Source organism: Streptomyces sp. NPDC040589 (genome assembly GCF_055594445.1).
In genome coordinates this window covers 161,100-180,139 of sequence record NZ_JBVIWP010000004.1, presented here as the reverse complement: position 1 = coordinate 180,139, position 19,040 = coordinate 161,100, and the positions used below count along the sequence as shown (strand labels likewise).

Sequence of the window (19,040 nt, the reverse complement as noted above, 5' to 3'; positions counted from 1 at the left end):
CGCCCCTGAGGAGGTGGTCCGCGCGGCGTTCAGAAGGCGGCTACGAGGCGAACAGCCGTACCGGCCACCCCGCATGCGCCTCCGCTCCGATCTCCAGCAGTGGTGCCGAGCCCGCCGGCAAGGCGTCCACCCCCTCGTCGACGACTCGCCGCGCCGCCTCCACCGCCCGGTCCACGACCTGGTCCATTTCCGGCGCCAGCCGGGCCAGCACCCCCGTCGCGTCGAAGGGATCCAGGCTCAGCAGCCGGACCGTCGCCGTGGCCGGGCCGCTCACGCTCTCGTACGCCGCGCAGTACGCCGCGTCGACCGGCCCCAGTCCGGCCGCCCGGGCCGTCAGGCCGAGCACCACCGGCTGATGGGCACCCTTGGGGAACTCCCGTGCCAGTGAGTCCAGTTCGGCGGACGGCCAGGTCGACCGGGCGGCCCGCATCAGCTGGCGACCCAGCTTGCGCGCGGCGACCCGCAGCGCGGGGGACGGCGTACGGGCGTCCGCGGCACGGTCCAGCGCGACGGGGTCGATCCCGAGCGCGGCGGCGGCCGAGAGCGCCGCGGCCACCGATCCGGCCGTGTGCAGGCGCCCCCGGCAGAAGTCCGCGAGGCTCGCCGCCCCCTTGATCCGCCCGGCCTTGACCGCGGCCTCGGCCCCGCCGGAGTGTGCGTGGCCGCCGGCGGGAAAGCGGCCGTCGGCCAGGACGAGAAGCGCTGCTCGTGACATCAGGGCATCCTCAGAACAGGAAGTAGCGCTGCGCCATGGGCAGTTCGGCGGCGGGCGACGCCTCGACCAGTTCCCCGTCGATGTGCACCGCGAAGCTGTCGGGGTCGACCCGCACGTCCGGGCGCGCGTCGTTCTCCCGCATGTCGGCCTTGGTGACCCCGCGCGTCGACTCGATCGCCACGAACCGCTTGCCGAGCCCCAGCCGCTCCGGCAGCCCGTCCTCGACGGCCAAGGGGGCGACGAAGTTGAAGGAGTTGGCGGCCGGCGCCCGCCCGATCGCCCCGTACATCGGGCGCGGCAGGATCGGCTGCGGCGTGGGGATCGAGGCGTTCGCGTCGCCCATCTGCGCGTACGCGATCTGCCCGCCCTTGATGACGAGCTGCGGCTTGACGCCGAAGAACGCAGGCTCCCACAGCACCAGGTCGGCCAGCTTGCCGCTCTCGACCGACCCGATCTCCCGGGCCAGGCCCTGGGCGAGCGCCGGGTTGATCGTGTACTTGGCGACATAGCGACGTACCCGGCGGTTGTCGGCGCGTCCGTCCCCGGGCAGCGCGCCCCGCCGCCGCTTCATCACATGCGCGGTCTGCCAGGTCCGCATGACGACCTCGCCGACGCGTCCCATGGCCTGGGAGTCGGAGGAGATGATCGAGATCGCGCCCAGGTCGTGCAGCACGTCCTCCGCGCCGATCGTGGACGGCCGGATCCGGGACTCGGCGAAGGCCAGGTCCTCCGGCACCGCCGGGTTGAGGTGGTGGCAGACCATCAGCATGTCGAGGTGTTCCTCGGCGGTGTTGACGGTGAACGGCCGGGTCGGATTGGTGGAGCTCGGTAGCACGTACGACTCGGAGACCACGGTCATGATGTCCGGCGCGTGCCCGCCGCCCGCGCCCTCGGTGTGGTACGCGTGGATGCCCCGCCCGGCGATCGCGGCGAGCGTGTCGCCGACGAAACCGGCCTCGTTGAGCGTGTCCGTGTGGATGGCGACCTGGATGCCGGTCTGCTCGGCGACGGTCAGCGAGGCGTCGATGACGGCCGGGGTCGAGCCCCAGTCCTCGTGCAGCTTCAGGCCGAGCGCGCCGCCGCGGATCTGCGACAGCATCGCCTGGTGCGAGACGGTGTTGCCCTTGCCGAGCAGGCCGATGTTGAGCGGGAAGGCCTCCATCGCCTCCAGCATCCGCGCGAGATGCCAGGGGCCGGGGGTCACGGTGGTGGCCTTGGAGCCCTCGGCCGGGCCCGTACCGCCGCCGACGAGGGTCGTGATGCCCGCCGAGAGCGCCTCGTCGGCGATCTGCGGGCAGATGAAGTGGACGTGGGCGTCGATCGCGCCGGCCGTGAGGATCCGCCCGTTGCCGGCGATGATCTCGGTCTCCGGGCCGATGACCAGGTCGGGGTGGACGCCGTCCATGGTGTCGGGGTTGCCGGCCTTGCCGATGCCGGTGATCCGACCGTCGCGGATGCCGACGTCGGCCTTGACGATCCCCCAGTGGTCGATGATCACCGCGCCGGTGATCACGGTGTCCGGGGTGCCCTCCGCGCGCGTGACACGCGCCTGGCCCATGGACTCGCGGATGACCTTGCCGCCGCCGAACACGGCCTCGTCACCGGCGAGGCCGGGGCCGCCGGAGCGGTCCTCCTCGATCTCGACCAGCAGGTCGGTGTCGGCGAGCCGGATACGGTCGCCGGTCGTCGGGCCGAACAGGTCGGCGTACGCGGCACGCGAGATCTCAGGCATCGAGGGCACCTCCGGTCTCACCGCGCAGACCGGGCACGACACGGGCGCCGGCGAGCGGAACGAGTTCGACGTCGACGGGGATCCCGGGTTCGAAACGCACGGCCGTGCCGGCGGCGACGTTCAGGCGCCGTCCGCGGGCCGCGGCGCGGTCGAACCGAAGGCCGGGGTTGGCCTCGGCGAAGTGGTAGTGGGAGCCGACCTGGACGGGCCGGTCGGCGGCGTTGAGGACGGTCAGCCGGGTGACCTCGCGGCCCTCGTTGTACGCAATCGGGTCCTCGGCGAAGAGGATCTCTCCGGGAATCACGGCGGCTCCCCGTCAGACGATCGGGTCGTGGACGGTGACGAGCTTGGTGCCGTCCGGGAAGGTGGCCTCGACCTGGACGTCGTGGATCATCTCCGGGATGCCCTCCATGACGTCGTCCCTGGTGAGCAGCTTGCGTCCGGAGGACATGAGTTCGGCGACCGTACGACCGTCACGGGCGCCTTCGAGGATGTGCGAGGTGATGAGCGCGACCGCCTCGGGGTGGTTCAGCCTCAGCCCGCGGGCCCTGCGCTTCTCGGCCACGTCGGCCGCGACATGGATCAGCAGTCTCTCTTGCTCGTGCGGGGTCAGTTGCACGTCCCACCTCACAGTCCTCGCTCCGGACCGTGCGGGGCCCGGCTGCCGCAGCCCCGGGGAAAAGCCCTGGTGGCGTGGCGGCAGGCTAGTTGGACCGGGTTTCGGGCACGTTAACCGAGCCGTGATCCTTCAGGCCTGTGAGGCCCGCCCGGAAAGCTACGCCGGGCCGGCCCCCCGATGCTCCGCCGCGATCCCGAACCGCTGTCGTTCGCGAGGAGCGGACGCGACCTCGCGGACCGTGGAGACGGCGCTGATCACCTGCTCCTCGGCGGGCTCCGTGAGCTCCTGGGCCTCTTCGAGTCGTCGCAGGTCATCGGCTGAGACGAGGGCGACGAGGGGCTTGCCGTGCCGGGTGACGACGACGCGCTCGCCGGCGTACACCACGCGGTTGATCAGGTCGGCGAGCTCAGCCCTGGCTTGCGTCACCGGAATCTCATAGGCCATGCCCCCATCATAACGTCACGTACGTCCTGTACATTTTTCACAGAGGAAGCTGTCGCCGGAGACAGCCCTGCCCGCGAGGAGGGGTTCACCATGACCCGACCGTCCGCCCGTCACGTGCTGCCCGAGTTCACCGAACGCACGAGTTCCGGACAACGGACGATGGACCCGTACTCGAAGCTGCTGGAGGAGCGGATCGTCTTCCTCGGGGCGCCGGTGGACGAGATCTCGGCGAACGACGTGATGGCCCAGTTCATGTACCTCGAGCACCAGGCCCCGGACCGCGACATCCAGCTCTACATCAACTCCCCCGGCGGCGCGTTCCACGCGATGACGGCCCTCTACGACACGATGCGCTACGTCACCTGCGACGTGGAGACGGTCTGCCTGGGCCAGGCCGGGGCGGCCGCCACGGTGCTGCTGGCGGCCGGCACGCCGGGCAAGCGATCCATGCTGCCGGACGCGCGCCTGGTGATCCATCAGCCCGCCCTGCCCGAGCCGGTCCGGGGACAGGCCAGCGATCTGGCGATCCAGGCCGACGAGCTGATGCGGATCCGGACCCGCATGGAGGAGATGCTCGCGCGGCACACCGGCCGCACCCGGGAGCAGGTGAGCGAGGACATCGAGCGGGACAAGATCCTCACCGCCCAGGAGGCGGTGGAGTACGGCCTGGTGGACCGGATCGTCCCCGACCGCAAGGCCACCATGGCCGCGCCGACCGGAAGGTGAGCCGCCGGTGCTGCCGCCCGAACTGCCTCCGCTGCCCGCCCTGACCCGAGCGGAGGCGGAGTTGATCGACCGTTACCTGGAGGTCGTGGACCTGCTCGGCCGGATCAACCCAGCGCTGCACGGCGACACCTACCGCGGACTGCGCGCCGCCCAGGCCCTGGTCGGCAAGGCGACCGCGCTGCGCGACGCGCTGGCCCTGATGCACCAGCGGGGCGAGACGGAACTGCACGCCGACACACTGGCCCGGGCACTGCGGGTGCTGGACGGCGAGCGCCGTACCTCCCGCGTCACCCTGCCCCCGGAGTCCGTCGGTTGACGCGGAGCCGGCGGATCCATCGGCCAGGACGCTCGCTCTGTCGACGTGGCGTCCGGGCCTGAGTCGAAACGGGCCAAACGACGTACCGCTGTTCGGAGTAGACGGGACACCAATTTTTGGACCGTCACGGTTGCGCGACGCGGTCGGCGGAGGATCGGAATTGGACATTCCGTCGCTGGTCGGGCGGTGCGCGGCACGGTGGACGCCGGCTCGAACACAGACGTGTCCACCCGAACGGGTGAGTGGTGAGTAACAACACAAATCCCCGGTTCCGTTGGGATTTCATGACAACCATCAGTCAAGATCCCTGACTGACGACAAGCCCCCGCCACAGCGGCGGGGCGATCCGGGCGGACGCCGAGTCCTGCCGCCGCCTGGATGACCGGTCGACAGGAGTGGATCGGCAGGAGTGGAGGACCCAAGCACGACGGGTCGCCGGGACGGTCACGCCATGACCGGGCCCGAGCAGCCCTTGGGGTGAAGCCGCGTCAGCGGCCGGGCAACTTCGCCAGCCCGAATCCGACAGGTCATCCTTCACAGGCGGCTGACGAAGGGTTGCGCATGACTGCGCTCAATCGTGTCCCGTCGCTCATGGTCCGGGCCGGTACGGCCTCGGCCCTCACCATCGCCGCCGTGGGCGGCTCGATCGTGGCCCCCGGCTTCTCCTCCGAGGCGGCGGCAGCCACACCGGCGACCAAGGCACTCCAGATAGCGGCCTCGAAGAAGGGATCGCCCTACAAGTACGGCGCCACCGGCCCGCACCGGTTCGACTGCTCGGGCCTCACGCTGTACTCGTTCAAGAAGGTCGGCAAGAAGCTGCCGCGCACGGCCGCCCAGCAGTACAACAAGACCCGCCACATCTCCGCCCAGAACCGCAAGGCGGGAGACCTGGTGTTCTTCCACTCGGGCCGGAACGTGTACCACGTGGGTATCTACGCGGGTAAGAACAAGCTCTGGCACTCCCCGAAGAGCGGGGACGTGGTGCGGCTGCAGAAGATCTGGACCAAGAGTGTCTGGTACGGGCGCGTGAAGTGATCCCACGGGCGTGCGGCGCTGCCTGAGACGCGCCGCCGCACGCCCACCGCAGCGCGCCGACCGCATGGTGGTCGAGCTGCTCCAGGAGGTCCGGGTCACCCGGACGGGCGTAGAGATCGAACGGCGGCTGCGGGGGAACCGGAGCCCGCTGTCGAGGAAGCGGCGCGCCAGGGCGCCGTCAGGATCCGAGCGCCGCGCCGGGGAGGAGTGTCGCGCCGGGAGGCGTCGCTGCGACGGCGGTGACAGGCTTTGGGGAGAGGACGGCGCGGACGTCGGTCACGCCGGTGGGAGGAGTGCGCGCGCTCGGAGTCGGCGCGCCGCGGTGGGGCTACGGCTCCTGCTGTCCCGCCGCCGTCATGGGCTGGGCCGGGACGGTCCAGGGAAGTTCGACGGAGATGGTCTTGCCGCCCTCACGGGTGGGGCGGATCCTGAGCCTGCCGCCGCATTCGGCGGTCAGCCAGCGGATGATGACCAGGCCGCGGCCGTTGTCCTGCTGGACGGCAGCCGGGAGCCGTCTGGGGAGCCGTGGGTGGCTGTCCGTGACACCGATGCGCAGCCGTTCGTCGCGGTCGAGGGCGACGTCCACCGTGAATGTGGGCGACTGCCCGAAGGTGTGCTGGACGGCGTTGGTGGCGAGCTCGGAGATGATCAGCCGGACGGTGTCGGACACTTCCGTGTCCGCCGGCAGGCCCCACTCCACCAGCGTGTCCACCACGTAGGCGCGCGCTGCGGAGACCGAGGCGGGATCGCTCGGCAGAGTGACGGATGATTCCAAATGGTCTGCCATGGCGACGTCGTCCCTTTCCCACGGGACCGCAGCCCGACACGGAGCGGACGGTTCGAGTACGGTCCCGGACTGGTGCTTCGCCGCCAGAGTGCCACCAGAACACCCGCGACGGGCGGCGATCCACCAAGATATGCATATATCTGTCGCCCAAAGCGGTGAACTCTACGACGCGAGACCGTATGTGGGTGGCTCGGAAGGAGTAAGGAGAAGCCCATGCAGCACGGTCCCGCGGTGCGCCGCCGGAAACTGGGCGCCGAACTGCGCGCGCTGCGCACTTCGGCGGGTCTCACCAGCGGTGAGGCCGCCCGGCTGGTGGGCTGGCATCAGTCCAAGGTCAGCCGGATCGAGACGGGCACGAGCGGGGTGAAACCGCCCGATGTGCGGTTACTTCTCGACGCCTACGGTGTGGTGGACTCCCAACTTCGCGAGCTGCTCCTGGTGTTGGCTGAATCCGACGACGGGAGCGGCCGGCACCACTGGTGGCACGCCTACCGCGGGGTGCTCCCTCCGACCTACCGGGACTTCATCAGCCTGGAGTCCCAGGCCACCGCCATGCGCACACTGGAGACCACCGTCGTCCCGGGGCTGCTCCAGACGCCCGAGTACGCGCGTGCGGTGACGAAGGCCGCGGTGGAGGGACTGCCGGAGGACCGGCTCGACACGCTGGTCGAGGTGCGGCTGGCCCGGCAGGACGTGCTGCGCGCTGATCCGCCGCTGGAACTGAGCGCCGTCCTGGACGAGGCCGTGCTGCGGCGGGAGGTGGGCGGGCCCGGGGTCATGTCCCGGCAGCTGGAACGCCTGGTCGAGGCCGCGCGCCTGCCCCAAGTGCGGCTCCAGGTACTGCCGTTCGCCGCCGGGGCACACATCGGTGTCACCGGCCCTTTCGTTGTCTTCTCATTTTCGAGCACTTCTGATCTGAACGTAGTTGTTCTCGACCACTTGACGAGTAGCCTCTACCTCGAACGGAAAGAAGACCTCCAGGCCTACACGGAGGCCTTCAACGCCCTTCAGATCCACGCCCTTTCGCCCGAGGACTCGTTGGATTTCATCGCCGGGACAGCCGCCGGCGCGTAAGGAGGCACCATGCGTGCACTGCCTCGTCATGTCCCCTCAAGCATCGAACTGCACGGTGTGCGGTGGTTGCGCAGCAGCTACAGCACCGGCGCGAACAACTGCGTCGAGACCGCGTGTCCGGACGCCCCGCCCTGGGCCGGACTGCTCGCCGTGCGCGACTCCAAGGACCCGGCCGGGCCCGCGCTGCTCTTCTCATCGAGGAGCTGGGCGGAGTTCACAGCCGCGGTCGACCGCATCTGACCGTTTCTGATCAGTCCCTCATCGTTCAGTCCTTCATCGTGTGACGCACGGCCGTGTCACGCCGACTCATGGCCGCGTCTCGCCGATCAGCCGTACAGCGCGTTCGATCTGTTCCCCGGTCAGGTCCGCGCGGGCGGTCAGCCTGAGTCGTGAGATGCCGTCGGGCACGGATGGAGGACGGAAGCAGCCCACGGCCAGGCCCGCCGCGCGGCACTCGGCCGCCCAGCGCACGGCGTCCTCGGGAGAGGGCGCACGCACCGAGACCACCGCGGCGTCCGGACGTACCGCTTCCAGACCCGCGGCGGTCAGGCGTGCGTGCAGTTCGCCCGCCACCGCGCGGGCCCGTGCCGCCCTCTCCGGCTCACGGCGCAGCAGCCGCAGGGCCGACAGGGCCGCCCCCGCCGCCGCGGGGGCGAGTCCGGTGTCGAAGATGAACGTCCGTGCCGCGTTGACCAGGTGGTCGATCACCCGGGCGGGGCCGAGGACGGCTCCGCCCTGGCTGCCGAGCGACTTGGACAGCGTGACCGTGACGACGATGTCGTCGGCGCCCGCGAGCCCCGCCGCGTGCGGGCCGCCCCGGCCGCCGTCGCCGAGGACGCCCAGGCCGTGGGCGTCGTCGACCACCAGCCCGGCACCGTGCTCCCGGCAGGCCGCGGCGAGGGCCGCGAGCGGGGCCGCGTCTCCGTCGACCGAGAAGACCGTGTCGGACACCGTGATCGCCGCGCCCTCGTGTGTCGAGAGTGCCTTGCGCACGGCGTCCGGCTCGGCGTGCGCCACCACCTGGGTTGTGCCGCGGGCCAGCCGGCAGCCGTCGATGAGCGAGGCGTGGTTGCCCGCGTCGGAGACAATCAGAGAGCCGTGCGGGGCCAGCGCGGTGACCGCCGCGAGGTTGGCCGCGTAGCCGGAGGAGAAGACGAGGGCAGCCTCGGCACCGCAGAATTCGGCCAGTTCCCGTTCCAGTTCCGCGTGCAGCTCGGTGCTGCCGGTGACGAGCCGGGAGCCGGTGGAACCGCCGCCCCAGACCCGCGCGGCACGGGCCGCGCCCTCGGTGACCTCGGGGTGCCGGGCCAGCCCCAGGTAGTCGTTGCTCGCCAGATCGAGGAGCGGTGAGGCTGCCGGACGGGGGCGCAGAGTCCGTACGAGTCCGGCGCGGCGACGCACCCGCGCCTGCTCGTCGATCCAGCCGAACGCCATGGGTGGTCCTCCGGGAGAATTTGTAGGCAGTGCACAGACACTAGCGGGACCACCAGCAGGTCAGTATGTGGCAATACCCACACCTCGAAGCGACTCTGTTGTACGAACTCTCCTTGGCCCGGAGCGGGTCCGTAGGACAGGATCGGCTCTCATGGACCTGCTGAACACGCTGGTGGACAAGGGGCTTCGGCGCGAGCTGCCGACCCGCGAAGAGGCACTGGCCGTCCTCGCGACGTCCGACGACGACCTGCTCGATGTGGTGGCCGCGGCCGGGAAGGTGCGCCGGCACTGGTTCGGCCGACGGGTGAAACTCAACTATCTCGTCAACCTGAAGTCCGGCCTGTGTCCCGAGGACTGCTCCTACTGTTCGCAGCGGCTCGGCTCCCAGGCCGGGATCCTGAAGTACACCTGGCTCAAACCCGACCAGGCCTCCGACGCGGCGGCGGCCGGTGTGGCCGGGGGCGCCAAGCGCGTGTGCCTGGTAGCCAGCGGGCGCGGTCCGACCGACCGGGACGTGGACCGGGTCTCCGACACGATCAAGGCCATCAAGGAGAGCAACGAGGGCGTCGAGGTGTGCGCCTGTCTCGGACTGCTCTCCGACGGGCAGGCCGAGCGGCTGCGCGAGGCGGGCGCCGACGCCTACAACCACAACCTCAACACGTCCGAGGCGACGTACGGGGAGATCACGACCACGCACACCTACGCCGACCGCGTGGACACGGTCGAGAAGGCGCACGCGGCAGGCCTCTCCGCCTGCTCCGGGCTGATCGCCGGCATGGGCGAGTCGGACGAGGACCTGGTGGACGTCGTCTACTCGCTGCGCGAGCTGGACCCGGACTCGGTTCCGGTCAACTTTCTGATCCCGGTCGACGGCACTCCGCTGGCCAAGGAGTGGAACCTCACCCCGCAGCGCTGCCTCAGGATCCTGGCGATGGTGCGCTTCGTGTGCCCGGACGTCGAGGTGCGCATCGCGGGCGGCCGGGAGGTCCATCTGCGCTCGATGCAGCCGGTCGCCCTGCACCTGGCCAACTCGATCTTCCTCGGCGACTACCTGACCACCGAGGGCCAGGCGGGCAAGGCCGACCTCGAGATGATCGCGGACGCCGGGTTCGAGGTGGAGGGCACCGACCAGGTGACGCTGCCCGAGCACCGGGGCGGCGGCTGCCACGACGGCGGCGGGGTCTGCGGCTCGGACGGCGGCGGAGGCTGCGGTTCCGACGCCGCCCCGGAGGTCTCCGAGCCTCGTACGGCCGCCGATGCCCGTACCGACCTGGTCGCCGTCCGCCGCCGAGGCGCCGGAACGGACCTCGCGCCCAATGCCTGAGCGGACGGTGCCCGAGCTGACGGTGCCCGAGCTGCTGGAGCTCGACCGGCGGCATGTGTGGCATCCGTACGGCCCGATGCCCGGACGGCAGGAACCGCTCGTCGTGGACTCGGCGAGCGGGGTGCGCCTGCGGCTCGCCGACGGCTCGGGAGAGCTGGTCGACGGCATGTCGTCCTGGTGGTCGGCGATCCACGGCTACAACCACCCGGTGCTCAACGAGGCGGCGCGCGGGCAACTGGAGCGCATGAGCCATGTGATGTTCGGCGGGCTCACCCACGAGCCCGCCGTACGACTGGCGAAGCTCCTTGTCGACATGTCACCCGACGGCCTCGAACATGTCTTCCTCTCCGACTCGGGGTCCGTGTCGGTCGAGGTCGCGGTCAAGATGTGCCTGCAGTACTGGCGTTCGCTGGGCCGTCCCGGCAAGCGCCGGCTGCTGACCTGGCGCGGCGGCTACCACGGGGACACCTGGCAGCCGATGTCGGTGTGCGATCCCGAGGGCGGGATGCACGAGCTGTGGACCGGGGTGCTCCAGCGTCAGGTGTTCGCGGACCCGCCGCCCGCCGAGTACGACGAGGCCTACGCCGAGCACCTGCGCACGACGGTCGAGCGGCACGCCGACGAGCTGGCGGCGGTGATCGTCGAGCCGGTGGTGCAGGGCGCGGGCGGGATGCGGTTCCACTCCCCCGCGTATCTGCGGGTGCTGCGCGAGGCGTGCGACGCGCACGACGTGCTGCTGGTGTTCGACGAGATCGCGACCGGGTTCGGCCGTACGGGCGCGCTGTTCGCGGCGGAGCACGCGGCCGTGACGCCGGATGTGATGTGCGTGGGCAAGGCACTGACCGGCGGCTATCTGACCATGGCGGCGACGCTGTGCACCGCGCGGGTGGCCGACGGGATCTCGCGGGGCGAGGTGCCGGTGCTCGCGCACGGCCCGACCTTCATGGGCAATCCGCTGGCGGCGGCCGTGGCCTGTGCCTCGATCGAGCTGCTGCTCGGCCAGGACTGGCTCGCGGAGGTCAAGCGGATCGAGACGGGGCTGCGGGACGGGCTCTCGGCCGTCTCGGACCTGCCGCAGGTGACGGACGTGCGGGTCCTCGGCGCGATCGGGGTGGTGCAGCTGGACCACGCCGTGGACATGAAGGCGGCCACCGAGGCGGCCGTACGCGAGGGCGTGTGGCTGCGGCCGTTCCGCGATCTGATCTACACGATGCCGCCGTACGTCACGGGCGACGCGGACGTGGCGCGGATCGCGCGGGCGGTGTGCGCGGCGGCGCGGGAGGGATGACATGACGGTACTGGTGATCACGGGCACGGGCACGGAGGTCGGCAAGACGGTCGTGACCGCCGCCGTCGCCGCGACGGCGAGGGCGGCGGGCCGTTCGGTGGCCGTGCTGAAGGCCGCGCAGACGGGTGTACGGCCGGACGAGCCGGGGGACGCCGCCGAGGTCGCGCGTCTCGCGGGCGCCGTGACGACGGCCGAACTCGCCCGGTACCCCGAGCCGTTGGCCCCGGCCACGGCCGCCCGCCGGGCCGGCCGCGCCCCGGTGCACCCGCACGAGATCGCGGAGGCCGCCGCGAAGCTGGCCACCGAGCACGACCTGGTGCTGGTCGAAGGGGCGGGCGGACTGCTCGTACGCTTCGACGCGGCCGGCGGCACCCTGGCGGACGCGGCCCGGCTGCTGTCGGCGCCGGTGCTGGTCGTGGCGCCGGCCGGACTCGGCACCCTGAACACGACGGAGCTGACGGCGCGTGCACTCCGCTCCCGGGGGCTGGACCTGGCCGGGGTCGTGATCGGGAGCTGGCCCGCGGCCCCGGATCTCGCCGCGCGCTGCAATCTCGTGGACCTGCCGGACGTGGCCGGAGCGCCGCTGCTGGGCTCCGTTCCCGCCGGGTCCGGGGCCCTCTCCCCTGCCGCTTTCCGCTCGGCGGCGCCGCAGTGGCTTGCGCCTCGCCTGGACGGTACGTGGGACGCGGAGGCGTTCCGGGTGCGGGAGGCTCCCCCGGCGTCCTGAGTCCCGGCGGGCGCGCGGTGAAACCGGCGGAGGCGTGATCGCGTGTTGGACTACGTACGTGATCACCTCTGGAGGGAACACCTTGCACCCGACACACTCACGCCCGTCCCGCCGCACGGCTCTCGTCGTGGGCGCCGCCGCCGCTCTCTCGCTCGGCGGCGGCACGGCCCACGCGTTACCCGGTACGGGCGGCGTCACCGCACGGCTGAGGGAGCTCGAACAGGAGCACACCGCCCGGCTGGGCGTCTACGCCCGCAACCTGCGCACGGGCCGGACCGTGTCCTACCGGGCGGACGAACGCTTCCCGATGGCCTCGGTGTTCAAGACGCTGGCCGCCGCGGCCGTCCTGCGCGATCTCGACCGCGACGGCGAGTTCCTGGCCAAGCGCATCCACTACACCCAGGACTACGTCAAGAAGTCGGGGTACTCCCCTGTCACCGAGGAGAACGTCGCGACCGGCATGACCGTCGGCGAACTCTGCGACGCCACCATCCGCTTCAGCGACAACACCGCGGGCAACCTGCTGCTCGTGGAGCTGGGCGGACCGACCGCCGTCACGCGTTTCTGCCGCTCGATCGGCGACCCGGTCACCCGGCTGGACCGCTGGGAGCCCGAGCTCAACAGCGCGGAACCGTGGCGCGTGACCGACACGACGTCCCCGCGCGCCGTCGGCCTGACCTACGCCCGTCTGGTGCTCGGCGACGCTCTGGAGCCCCGGGACCGCGCACGGCTCACGGACTGGCTGCTCCGCAACACCACGAGCGACGAGAAGTTCCGCAAGGCGCTGCCCGCCGACTGGCTGGTCGCCGACAAGACCGGCGGAGGACGGTACGGCACCAACAACGACGTGGGCATCACCTGGCCGCCGGACGGTCCGCCGATCGTGATGTCCGTCCTGACCACCCAGCCGGAGGAGGACGCCCTGGCCGACAACCCGCTGGTGGCCGGGGCCGCCGCGGTGCTGGCGTCGGAACTCGGCTAGGAGTGCGGGTGAGAGGCGGGCGGTCGTGGGACGCCTGGCTCGTCGCGGGCGCCGTCGGTGTCGCCGGCCTGCTGGCCCTGCACTCCGCCGTGCCCAACGGGGTCGGGCGCCTCGGAAGTCTCCTGGAGACGTTCCTGCCGTGGCTGGGCGTGGCCGTGCCTCTGCTCGGCTGCCTCGCCGCGCTCAAGCGGTCGAAGGCGGGGCTGCTCGCCTGTCTCTTGCCCGTGCCCGTCTGGTTCTGGATGTTCGGCGGGCTGTGGTTCTCCTCGCCCCCGGAGTCGCACGATCTGACGGTGGTCCAGCACAACGTGGCCGATGACAACGCCGACCACTCCGGCACCGCGCGGGCTCTGCTCGCCACGGGTGCGGAGCTGGTGGCCGTCGAGGAACTGACGCCCGCCGCACGGCCCGCGTACCAGGACGTCCTGGGCGGCTCCCGGCCGCACCGGGCGGTCCACGGCACGGTGGGCCTGTGGTCGGCCTGGCCCCTGTCGGACGTGCGGCCCGTGGACATCCGGCCGGAAGGCTTTCCGGAGAGCTGGCAGCGCGGCCTGCGGGCCACGGTGTCCGCGCCGGGCGGAGAGTTCGCGGTGTATGTGGTCCATCTGCCGTCCGTCCGGCTGGGCCCGACGGGTCTGGCGTCGGCGGCCCGTGACGAGAGCGCGGCACTGCTCGGGGCACGGATCTCGGACGACCCGGCCGGACGGCTCCTGGTGGTCGGCGACCTCAACGGCACGGTGCGGGACCGGGGACTCGGACCGCTCACCTCCCAACTGGACGCCCCTCCCACGGGGTTCGCGTTCAGCTGGCCGGCCTCCTTCCCGGTGGCGCGGATCGACCAGGTGCTGGGGAGAGGAGCCGAGGTGACGGAGGTGTCCGCCCTGGACGCGACCGGGAGTGATCATCTTCCGGTGCTCGGCCGGGTCCGTCTGGCCTAGTCGCGTTGTGGGCGGCAGGGGTGCGCCGGGGCCGCGCGGGGGACAATCCTGGTAGGTCCGCCTAGCAGGGAGGTCCCCATGCCGCTCCGCTCCGGCAAGGTGCCGCGGGATGCCGTGCACCATCCGCTGTTCGCCCGCTACTACGCCCGGATCAGCGTCGCCGCCGAGACCCGGATGGGCATGGGCAGGGTGCGCGGGAGACTGCTCGACGGGCTGTCCGGGCGGGTGCTCGAGATCGGCGCGGGCAACGGGCTGAACTTCGCGCACTACCCGGGCACCGTCTCGGAGGTGGTGGCCATCGAACCGGAGCGGCGGCTGCGGCAGCTGGCCGTGGAGGCCGCCCTGCGCGCCGAGGTGCCGGTGGACGTGGTGCCGGGCGCGGCCGAGGCGCTGCCGGTCAAGAGCGAGGGCTTCGACGCGGCGGTGGTGTCGCTGGTGCTGTGCAGTGTGCGGGACGTGCCCCGGGCGCTCGGGGAGCTCCGGCGGGTGCTGCGGCCGGGCGGTGAGGTGCGGTTCTTCGAGCACGGCCGGGGCGGCGGCCGGGTGATGACCTTCAGCCAGCGCGCGCTGGACCTGACGGTGTGGCCGGCGCTGAACGGGGGCTGCCATCTGTCGCGGGAGCCGGTGCGGGCGCTGCGCGACGCCGGTTTCGAACTCGGCCCCTACCGGCAGGTGCTGATGCCGGAGCAGGGACCGGCCCTGCCCGCTTCGTACTGCGTGCTGGGCACGGCATGGCGCCCGGTCGGCTCCTAGTCACAGGCTCCACTGGCGCAGCTGCTGCTCGATGTCCCGTACGGATGCCTCGCCGCTCTTGACCAGCTTGGCGAGGTCGCGGACCTGCTCGGGCGAGGTGACGACCTTGGCGCCGCTGGCGACCAGGTACGCGTAGGCGACGGCGGAGGCGAACAGGGCGTTGGAGCGTTCCAGCGCGGGGACGTGGATCAGGAGCTGGAGCAGCGCGGCGGCGCGGGCGTGCGGGCTGTCGTAGACGGGGACGTCGAATATGGCGGCCTGGTGGCGTGCGACGGCGGCGACGAGGGCTCCCCAGTCGGTGACCTGGGGGTCTCCCGGGGTCTTGTGCTCGGCGAGCATCAGCAGCCAGGCGAGATCGATCTCGAGGTTGTTCAAGGGATCAGTGACGACCTTCGCGCGTGCCCTCACGGTCGACGCCGAATTCGTCGGCGAAGACGGACTCGTACTGCTTCATGAAGTCGGCGGCGGCCTCCACGAAGGTGTGGCCCACCTCGCCGGTGTCCTGTCTGACCAGCTCTTCGATGTAGCGGTTGACGCTCATGCCGCGGGCCAGGGCGCGTTCGCGGGCGGCTCGGGCGGTGCCCTCGTCGACTCGCACGTTCAGCTGGGTCTTCGCCATACCTCGAAGCTAGCGCGTGAGTGCTAGCACCCGCAAGGCCGGGACTCCGACTCGCGGAGGATACCGAGTGTGGGCCGCGTCACATTACCCTCGGGCAAGACGACGAAGTCCGGACATCCACCCCGAGGAGGCGGCCTTGTCCACACCTGCTGCGGAGCACGCCCCCGGCCTGGCGTCGGCCGACGGGATCGCGGCCCGCGCCCGCGGTCTGACCAAGGCGTACGGCTCGGGCGAGACGACCGTGCTCGCGCTCGACTCGGTGGACGTGGATGTCGCGCGGGGCCGGTTCACCGCGGTGATGGGGCCGTCGGGCTCCGGCAAGTCCACGCTGATGCACTGCCTGGCGGGGCTCGACACCGTCTCGGCCGGCCAGGTGTGGCTCGGCGACACGGAGATCACGGGGCTGAAGGAGCGCGAGCTGACGCGGCTGCGCCGGGACCGGATCGGGTTCATGTTCCAGTCGTTCAACCTCATCCCGACCCTGAACGCGCTGGAGAACATCACCCTGCCCATGGACATCGCGGGCAGGAAGCCCGACGAGAAGTGGCTGGACCAGGTCATCGACACCCTGGGCCTGCGGGACCGGCTCAGGCACCGGCCGTCGCAGCTCTCCGGGGGCCAGCAGCAGCGCGTGGCCTGTGCGCGGGCCCTGGCCTCGCGGCCCGAGCTGATCTTCGCGGACGAGCCGACGGGCAACCTCGACTCACGCGCCGGCCTGGAGGTGCTCGGCTTTCTGCGCGAGGCGGTGGACCAGCTGGGCCAGACGGTCGTCATGGTCACCCACGACCCGGGGGCCGCCGCCCACTCGGACCTGGTGCTCTTCCTCGGGGACGGGCGGATCGTCGACGAGATGCAGCGGCCCACGGCGGAGGCCGTGCTGGAACGCATGAAGAGGTTCGACTCGATCCGCACCCGGTTCGAGGACACCCCGTCCGCCGAGGAGAACTGACCCGTGCTCAAGGCGACCCTGAGAAGCTTCCTGGCGCACAAGGGGCGGCTGCTGCTCTCCGCGCTCGCCGTCCTGCTGTCCGTCGCGTTCGTCGCGGGCAGCCTGATCTTCTCGGACACGGTCAGCCGTACGTTCGACCGGCTGTTCGCCTCCACCGCGGCCGATGTCACGGTCAGCCCGAAGGAGGACCTCGACGAGGCCGTGCCCTCCGGCCGGACGGCCACCCTTCCGGCCGCGCTCGCCGCACGCGTGCGGCAGGTCGACGGGGTCGCGGCGGCGCGCGCCGAGGTGGACGTGGACGGCCTCACGGTCGCCGACGAGAAGAACGAGCCGGTGGGCCCGACCACCGGGGCACCCACGCTCGGCACCGCCTGGAATCCCACCGAGCGCAGCCCCGTGGAGCTGACCTCCGGTCACACCCCGCGCGGGCCCGCCCAGGCGCTGCTCGACTCGGAGACCGCCGACCGCAAGGACGTGCGCATCGGGGACACCCTCACCGTGATCGCGCCGCCCGGTTCGTTCAAGGTCAGGGTCGTCGGCATCGTCACGTTCACCACCACCAACCCCGGCGCCGCCCTGGTCTTCTTCGACACCCGGACCGCGCAGACGAAACTGCTGGGCAGCCCCGGGGGCGCCACCAGCATCTCGGTCGACGCCGCCGACGGGGTCAGCGACGCGCAGCTCAAGCAGCGCGTGTCCGCCGCGCTGGGCGCGCACACCTACGACTTCAGGACGGCCGGCGAGCAGGCCGAGTCGGACGTCGAGCAGCTGGGCGGATTCCTCGACGTCATCAAGTACGTGATGGTCGGGTTCGCCGGGATCGCCGTGCTGGTGGGGGTGTTCCTGATCGTCAACACCTTCTCCATGCTCATCGCCCAGCGCACCCGCGAGCTGGGGCTGCTGCGCGCGCTCGGCGCCGACCGGCGCCAGGTCCGACGCTCGGTCCTCGTCGAGGCCCTCCTGCTCGGTCTGGTCGGCTCCACGCTGGGGCTCGCGGCCGGGATCGGGCTGGCGGCCGGTCTCATCGAGCTGATGGGCCTGCTCGGCATGAACATCGACGCCGGCGAGATGGTCATCGGCTGGGTGACGCCCGTGACGGCGTACGTCGTCGGACTCGGGGTCACCTTCGTCGCCGCGTACCTCCCGGCGCGGCGGGCCGCGGGGGTCTCGCCGATGGCCGCGCTCTCGGACGCCGAGGTCGCCGGGGTGGGCCGGCCGCTGCGGATGCGCGCGGTGGCGGGCGCGATCGTCGGGGCGGCCGGGGCGGCGGCGCTCGCGGGGTGCGCGGCGGCGACCCGGACCTCGTCGGCGGCGTCCCTGCTGGGGCTCGGTGTCGTCCTGACCCTGATCGCCACCGTGATCGCCGGTCCGCTGCTGGTGCGCCCGGTGATCCGGGTGCTCGGCGCGGCCTTCCCCGCGCTGTTCGGGTCGATCGGCCGGATGAGCCAGCGCAACGCCCTGCGCAATCCCCGCCGTACGGGGGCGACCGCGGCGGCCCTGATGGTGGGTCTCGCCCTGGTGGGCGGGATGTCGGTGGCGAGCGCCTCGATGACCAGGTCGTTCGACCAGCAGATCGACAAGACGCTGGGCGCCGACTTCGTGATCCAGAACACCAACTTCCTGCCGTTCCCGAAGGAGGTCACCGACGAGGTGCGCGGCACCGACGGCGTGGGCCTGGTCGTGCGGGGGCGGTTCACCCCGGTCGCGGTGCGGCTGCCGGACGGCGACCGCGTGGAGACGACCGCCGCGGCATACGATTCGCGGCTCGACGAGGTCGCCAACATCACGTACGTCCAAGGGGACTCCGCGGCGGCGCTGGCGGACGGGCGCCTGGCCATGGACCGGGACTTCGCGCGCGACCACGGGGTGCGGGTGGGCAGCACCGTCCCGGTGGAGTTCCAGGGCGGACGGTCGGCCGAGCTGAAGGTCGGGGCCCTCACCGACCAGGACTCCGCCGAGGGGTTCGGCACCCAGGGCGGTCTCTACTTCGGGCTCGCCACCCTGGAGCGGTACGCGCCGGGCGGGCAGGACTCCGCGCTGTACGTCAACGCCGCGCCCGGCACGAGCGACGACGACCTGCGCGCGAACCTGGAGCGGACCCTGGATCCGTACCCGCAGGTGCAGGTGCGGGACCTGGCCGACTACAAGCAGCTGGTCCACGACCAGATCGCCGTCCTGCTGTACCTCGTGTACGCACTGCTGGGGCTGGCGATCATCATCGCGGTGCTCGGCGTGGTCAACACCCTTGCCCTGTCGGTCGTCGAGCGCACCCGGGAGATCGGGCTGCTGCGGGCGATCGGGCTGGCCCGGCGTCAGCTGCGGCGGATGATCCGGCTGGAGTCGGTGGTGATCGCGGTGTTCGGCGCGGTCCTGGGGCTGGCGCTGGGGCTGGTGTGGGGCGTGTGTACGCATCAGGTGCTGGCGCTCCAGGGCATGACGGCCCTCGCGATCCCGTGGGGCACGATCGTCGCGGTGGTGATCGGCTCGGCGGTGGTGGGCGTGGTGGCGGCGCTGCTGCCGGCGTTGCGTGCATCCCGCATGAATGTACTGGCGGCCATCGCCCACGAATGATGGAATC

The 19,040-nt window shown here is 71.6% G+C and carries 22 protein-coding genes; 13 read left to right on the top strand and 9 right to left on the bottom strand.

Annotated features, from left to right (window positions below; genetic code table 11):
• Positions 1–40: 40 nt before the first annotated feature.
• The 5 genes from ACZ58V_RS18725 to ACZ58V_RS18705 all read right to left on the bottom strand — a co-directional run bounded on the left by ACZ58V_RS18725 (position 41) and on the right by ACZ58V_RS18705 (position 3,510).
• Positions 41–715, bottom strand: coding sequence for an urease accessory protein UreF (locus ACZ58V_RS18725; protein WP_471290896.1), 675 nt, complete (start codon positions 713–715; stop codon positions 41–43).
• A 10-nt stretch (positions 716–725) separates the two neighbouring features.
• A complete protein-coding gene (locus ACZ58V_RS18720) occupies positions 726–2,447 on the bottom strand; it encodes an urease subunit alpha (protein WP_471290895.1) in 1,722 nt (573 codons plus the stop codon).
• Positions 2,440–2,751 (bottom strand): urease subunit beta, encoded by a 312-nt coding sequence (locus ACZ58V_RS18715; RefSeq protein ID WP_468188608.1) that lies wholly within the window; start codon positions 2,749–2,751, stop codon positions 2,440–2,442. The genes ACZ58V_RS18720 and ACZ58V_RS18715 overlap by 8 nt, the downstream gene beginning before the upstream one ends.
• A 12-nt stretch (positions 2,752–2,763) precedes the next feature.
• Complete coding sequence (locus ACZ58V_RS18710) at positions 2,764–3,066, bottom strand: urease subunit gamma (RefSeq protein ID WP_028808600.1); 303 nt, start codon at positions 3,064–3,066, stop codon at positions 2,764–2,766.
• Between the two features lie 156 nt (positions 3,067–3,222).
• Positions 3,223–3,510, bottom strand: coding sequence for a type II toxin-antitoxin system Phd/YefM family antitoxin (locus ACZ58V_RS18705; protein ID WP_468188605.1), 288 nt, complete (start codon positions 3,508–3,510; stop codon positions 3,223–3,225).
• Between the two features lie 90 nt (positions 3,511–3,600).
• Between ACZ58V_RS18705 and ACZ58V_RS18700 the strand changes: the two genes are divergently transcribed.
• The 3 genes from ACZ58V_RS18700 (at position 3,601) to ACZ58V_RS18690 (ending at position 5,587) form a co-directional block, all read left to right on the top strand.
• Positions 3,601–4,236 carry an ATP-dependent Clp protease proteolytic subunit gene (locus ACZ58V_RS18700; protein ID WP_468188603.1) on the top strand — a complete coding sequence of 212 codons (636 nt, stop codon included), beginning with the start codon at positions 3,601–3,603 and terminating at the stop codon, positions 4,234–4,236.
• Positions 4,237–4,243: 7 nt separating this feature from the next.
• Positions 4,244–4,552 carry a hypothetical protein gene (locus ACZ58V_RS18695; protein WP_468188601.1) on the top strand — a complete coding sequence of 103 codons (309 nt, stop codon included), beginning with the start codon at positions 4,244–4,246 and terminating at the stop codon, positions 4,550–4,552.
• Positions 4,553–5,113: 561 nt separating this feature from the next.
• A complete protein-coding gene (locus ACZ58V_RS18690; RefSeq protein WP_391108292.1) occupies positions 5,114–5,587 on the top strand; it encodes a C40 family peptidase in 474 nt (157 codons plus the stop codon).
• A 328-nt stretch (positions 5,588–5,915) separates the two neighbouring features.
• Here ACZ58V_RS18690 and ACZ58V_RS18685 read toward each other — a convergent pair whose 3' ends face one another.
• Positions 5,916–6,374, bottom strand: coding sequence for an ATP-binding protein (locus ACZ58V_RS18685; RefSeq protein ID WP_471290891.1), 459 nt, complete (start codon positions 6,372–6,374; stop codon positions 5,916–5,918).
• Positions 6,375–6,587: 213 nt separating this feature from the next.
• Here ACZ58V_RS18685 and ACZ58V_RS18680 point away from each other — a divergent pair, with 213 nt between their 5' ends.
• Both ACZ58V_RS18680 and ACZ58V_RS18675 read left to right on the top strand, forming a co-directional pair.
• Complete coding sequence (locus ACZ58V_RS18680; protein WP_471290889.1) at positions 6,588–7,448, top strand: helix-turn-helix domain-containing protein; 861 nt, start codon at positions 6,588–6,590, stop codon at positions 7,446–7,448.
• Positions 7,449–7,457: 9 nt separating this feature from the next.
• Positions 7,458–7,688 carry a DUF397 domain-containing protein gene (locus ACZ58V_RS18675; RefSeq protein ID WP_468188595.1) on the top strand — a complete coding sequence of 77 codons (231 nt, stop codon included), beginning with the start codon at positions 7,458–7,460 and terminating at the stop codon, positions 7,686–7,688.
• 66 nt (positions 7,689–7,754) lie between these two features.
• Here ACZ58V_RS18675 and ACZ58V_RS18670 read toward each other — a convergent pair whose 3' ends face one another.
• Complete coding sequence (locus ACZ58V_RS18670) at positions 7,755–8,882, bottom strand: 8-amino-7-oxononanoate synthase (protein WP_468188593.1); 1,128 nt, start codon at positions 8,880–8,882, stop codon at positions 7,755–7,757.
• Between the two features lie 151 nt (positions 8,883–9,033).
• Between ACZ58V_RS18670 and bioB the strand changes: the two genes are divergently transcribed.
• The 6 genes from bioB (at position 9,034) to ACZ58V_RS18640 (ending at position 14,894) form a co-directional block, all read left to right on the top strand.
• Entirely contained in the window at positions 9,034–10,206 is a 1,173-nt protein-coding gene (gene bioB, locus ACZ58V_RS18665) for a biotin synthase BioB (RefSeq protein WP_468188591.1), read from the top strand.
• A 7-nt stretch (positions 10,207–10,213) separates the two neighbouring features.
• On the top strand, positions 10,214–11,494 hold the full coding sequence (locus tag ACZ58V_RS18660; RefSeq protein WP_468189546.1) for an adenosylmethionine--8-amino-7-oxononanoate transaminase: 1,281 nt from the start codon (positions 10,214–10,216) through the stop codon (positions 11,492–11,494).
• Position 11,495: 1 nt separating this feature from the next.
• Entirely contained in the window at positions 11,496–12,221 is a 726-nt protein-coding gene (bioD, locus tag ACZ58V_RS18655; protein WP_468188589.1) for a dethiobiotin synthase, read from the top strand.
• A gap of 82 nt (positions 12,222–12,303) precedes the next feature.
• The gene (bla, locus tag ACZ58V_RS18650) at positions 12,304–13,203 is read left to right on the top strand and encodes a class A beta-lactamase (protein WP_468188587.1); all 900 of its coding nucleotides are present in this window, start codon (positions 12,304–12,306) and stop codon (positions 13,201–13,203) included.
• A gap of 8 nt (positions 13,204–13,211) precedes the next feature.
• Positions 13,212–14,141, top strand: a complete 930-nt coding sequence (locus tag ACZ58V_RS18645) for an endonuclease/exonuclease/phosphatase family protein (protein WP_471290887.1) — start codon at positions 13,212–13,214, stop codon at positions 14,139–14,141.
• A 78-nt stretch (positions 14,142–14,219) separates the two neighbouring features.
• A complete protein-coding gene (locus ACZ58V_RS18640) occupies positions 14,220–14,894 on the top strand; it encodes a class I SAM-dependent methyltransferase (RefSeq protein ID WP_471290885.1) in 675 nt (224 codons plus the stop codon).
• Here the strand turns inward: ACZ58V_RS18640 and ACZ58V_RS18635 are convergent, their stop codons facing one another.
• Both ACZ58V_RS18635 and ACZ58V_RS18630 read right to left on the bottom strand, forming a co-directional pair.
• Positions 14,895–15,269: a fic family toxin-antitoxin system, toxin component gene (locus tag ACZ58V_RS18635; RefSeq protein WP_189724416.1), complete on the bottom strand. Its 375-nt coding sequence runs from the start codon at positions 15,267–15,269 to the stop codon at positions 14,895–14,897.
• A gap of 4 nt (positions 15,270–15,273) precedes the next feature.
• Positions 15,274–15,513, bottom strand: a complete 240-nt coding sequence (locus tag ACZ58V_RS18630; protein ID WP_184599608.1) for a toxin-antitoxin system HicB family antitoxin — start codon at positions 15,511–15,513, stop codon at positions 15,274–15,276.
• A gap of 136 nt (positions 15,514–15,649) precedes the next feature.
• Here ACZ58V_RS18630 and ACZ58V_RS18625 point away from each other — a divergent pair, with 136 nt between their 5' ends.
• Positions 15,650–16,462: an ABC transporter ATP-binding protein gene (locus tag ACZ58V_RS18625; RefSeq protein WP_471290882.1), complete on the top strand. Its 813-nt coding sequence runs from the start codon at positions 15,650–15,652 to the stop codon at positions 16,460–16,462.
• Positions 16,463–16,465: 3 nt separating this feature from the next.
• Positions 16,466–19,033: an ABC transporter permease gene (locus ACZ58V_RS18620; protein WP_471290881.1), complete on the top strand. Its 2,568-nt coding sequence runs from the start codon at positions 16,466–16,468 to the stop codon at positions 19,031–19,033.
• The last annotated feature ends 7 nt before the right edge of the window (positions 19,034–19,040 follow it).

What these genes read in the sequence shown, in the direction of transcription:
- ACZ58V_RS18725 (WP_471290896.1), bottom strand. Translation starts at nt 715, where the DNA reads ATGTCACGAGCAGCGCTTCTCGTCCTGGCCGACGGCCGCTTTCCCGCC.
- ACZ58V_RS18720 (WP_471290895.1), bottom strand. Translation starts at nt 2,447, where the DNA reads ATGCCTGAGATCTCGCGTGCCGCGTACGCCGACCTGTTCGGCCCGACG.
- ACZ58V_RS18705 (WP_468188605.1), bottom strand. Translation starts at nt 3,510, where the DNA reads ATGGCCTATGAGATTCCGGTGACGCAAGCCAGGGCTGAGCTCGCCGAC.
- ACZ58V_RS18700 (WP_468188603.1), top strand. Translation starts at nt 3,601, where the DNA reads ATGACCCGACCGTCCGCCCGTCACGTGCTGCCCGAGTTCACCGAACGC.
- ACZ58V_RS18690 (WP_391108292.1), top strand. Translation starts at nt 5,114, where the DNA reads ATGACTGCGCTCAATCGTGTCCCGTCGCTCATGGTCCGGGCCGGTACG.
- ACZ58V_RS18685 (WP_471290891.1), bottom strand. Translation starts at nt 6,374, where the DNA reads ATGGCAGACCATTTGGAATCATCCGTCACTCTGCCGAGCGATCCCGCC.
- ACZ58V_RS18680 (WP_471290889.1), top strand. Translation starts at nt 6,588, where the DNA reads ATGCAGCACGGTCCCGCGGTGCGCCGCCGGAAACTGGGCGCCGAACTG.
- ACZ58V_RS18675 (WP_468188595.1), top strand. Translation starts at nt 7,458, where the DNA reads ATGCGTGCACTGCCTCGTCATGTCCCCTCAAGCATCGAACTGCACGGT.
- ACZ58V_RS18670 (WP_468188593.1), bottom strand. Translation starts at nt 8,882, where the DNA reads ATGGCGTTCGGCTGGATCGACGAGCAGGCGCGGGTGCGTCGCCGCGCC.
- bioB (WP_468188591.1), top strand. Translation starts at nt 9,034, where the DNA reads ATGGACCTGCTGAACACGCTGGTGGACAAGGGGCTTCGGCGCGAGCTG.
- bioD (WP_468188589.1), top strand. Translation starts at nt 11,496, where the DNA reads ATGACGGTACTGGTGATCACGGGCACGGGCACGGAGGTCGGCAAGACG.
- ACZ58V_RS18640 (WP_471290885.1), top strand. Translation starts at nt 14,220, where the DNA reads ATGCCGCTCCGCTCCGGCAAGGTGCCGCGGGATGCCGTGCACCATCCG.
- ACZ58V_RS18630 (WP_184599608.1), bottom strand. Translation starts at nt 15,513, where the DNA reads ATGGCGAAGACCCAGCTGAACGTGCGAGTCGACGAGGGCACCGCCCGA.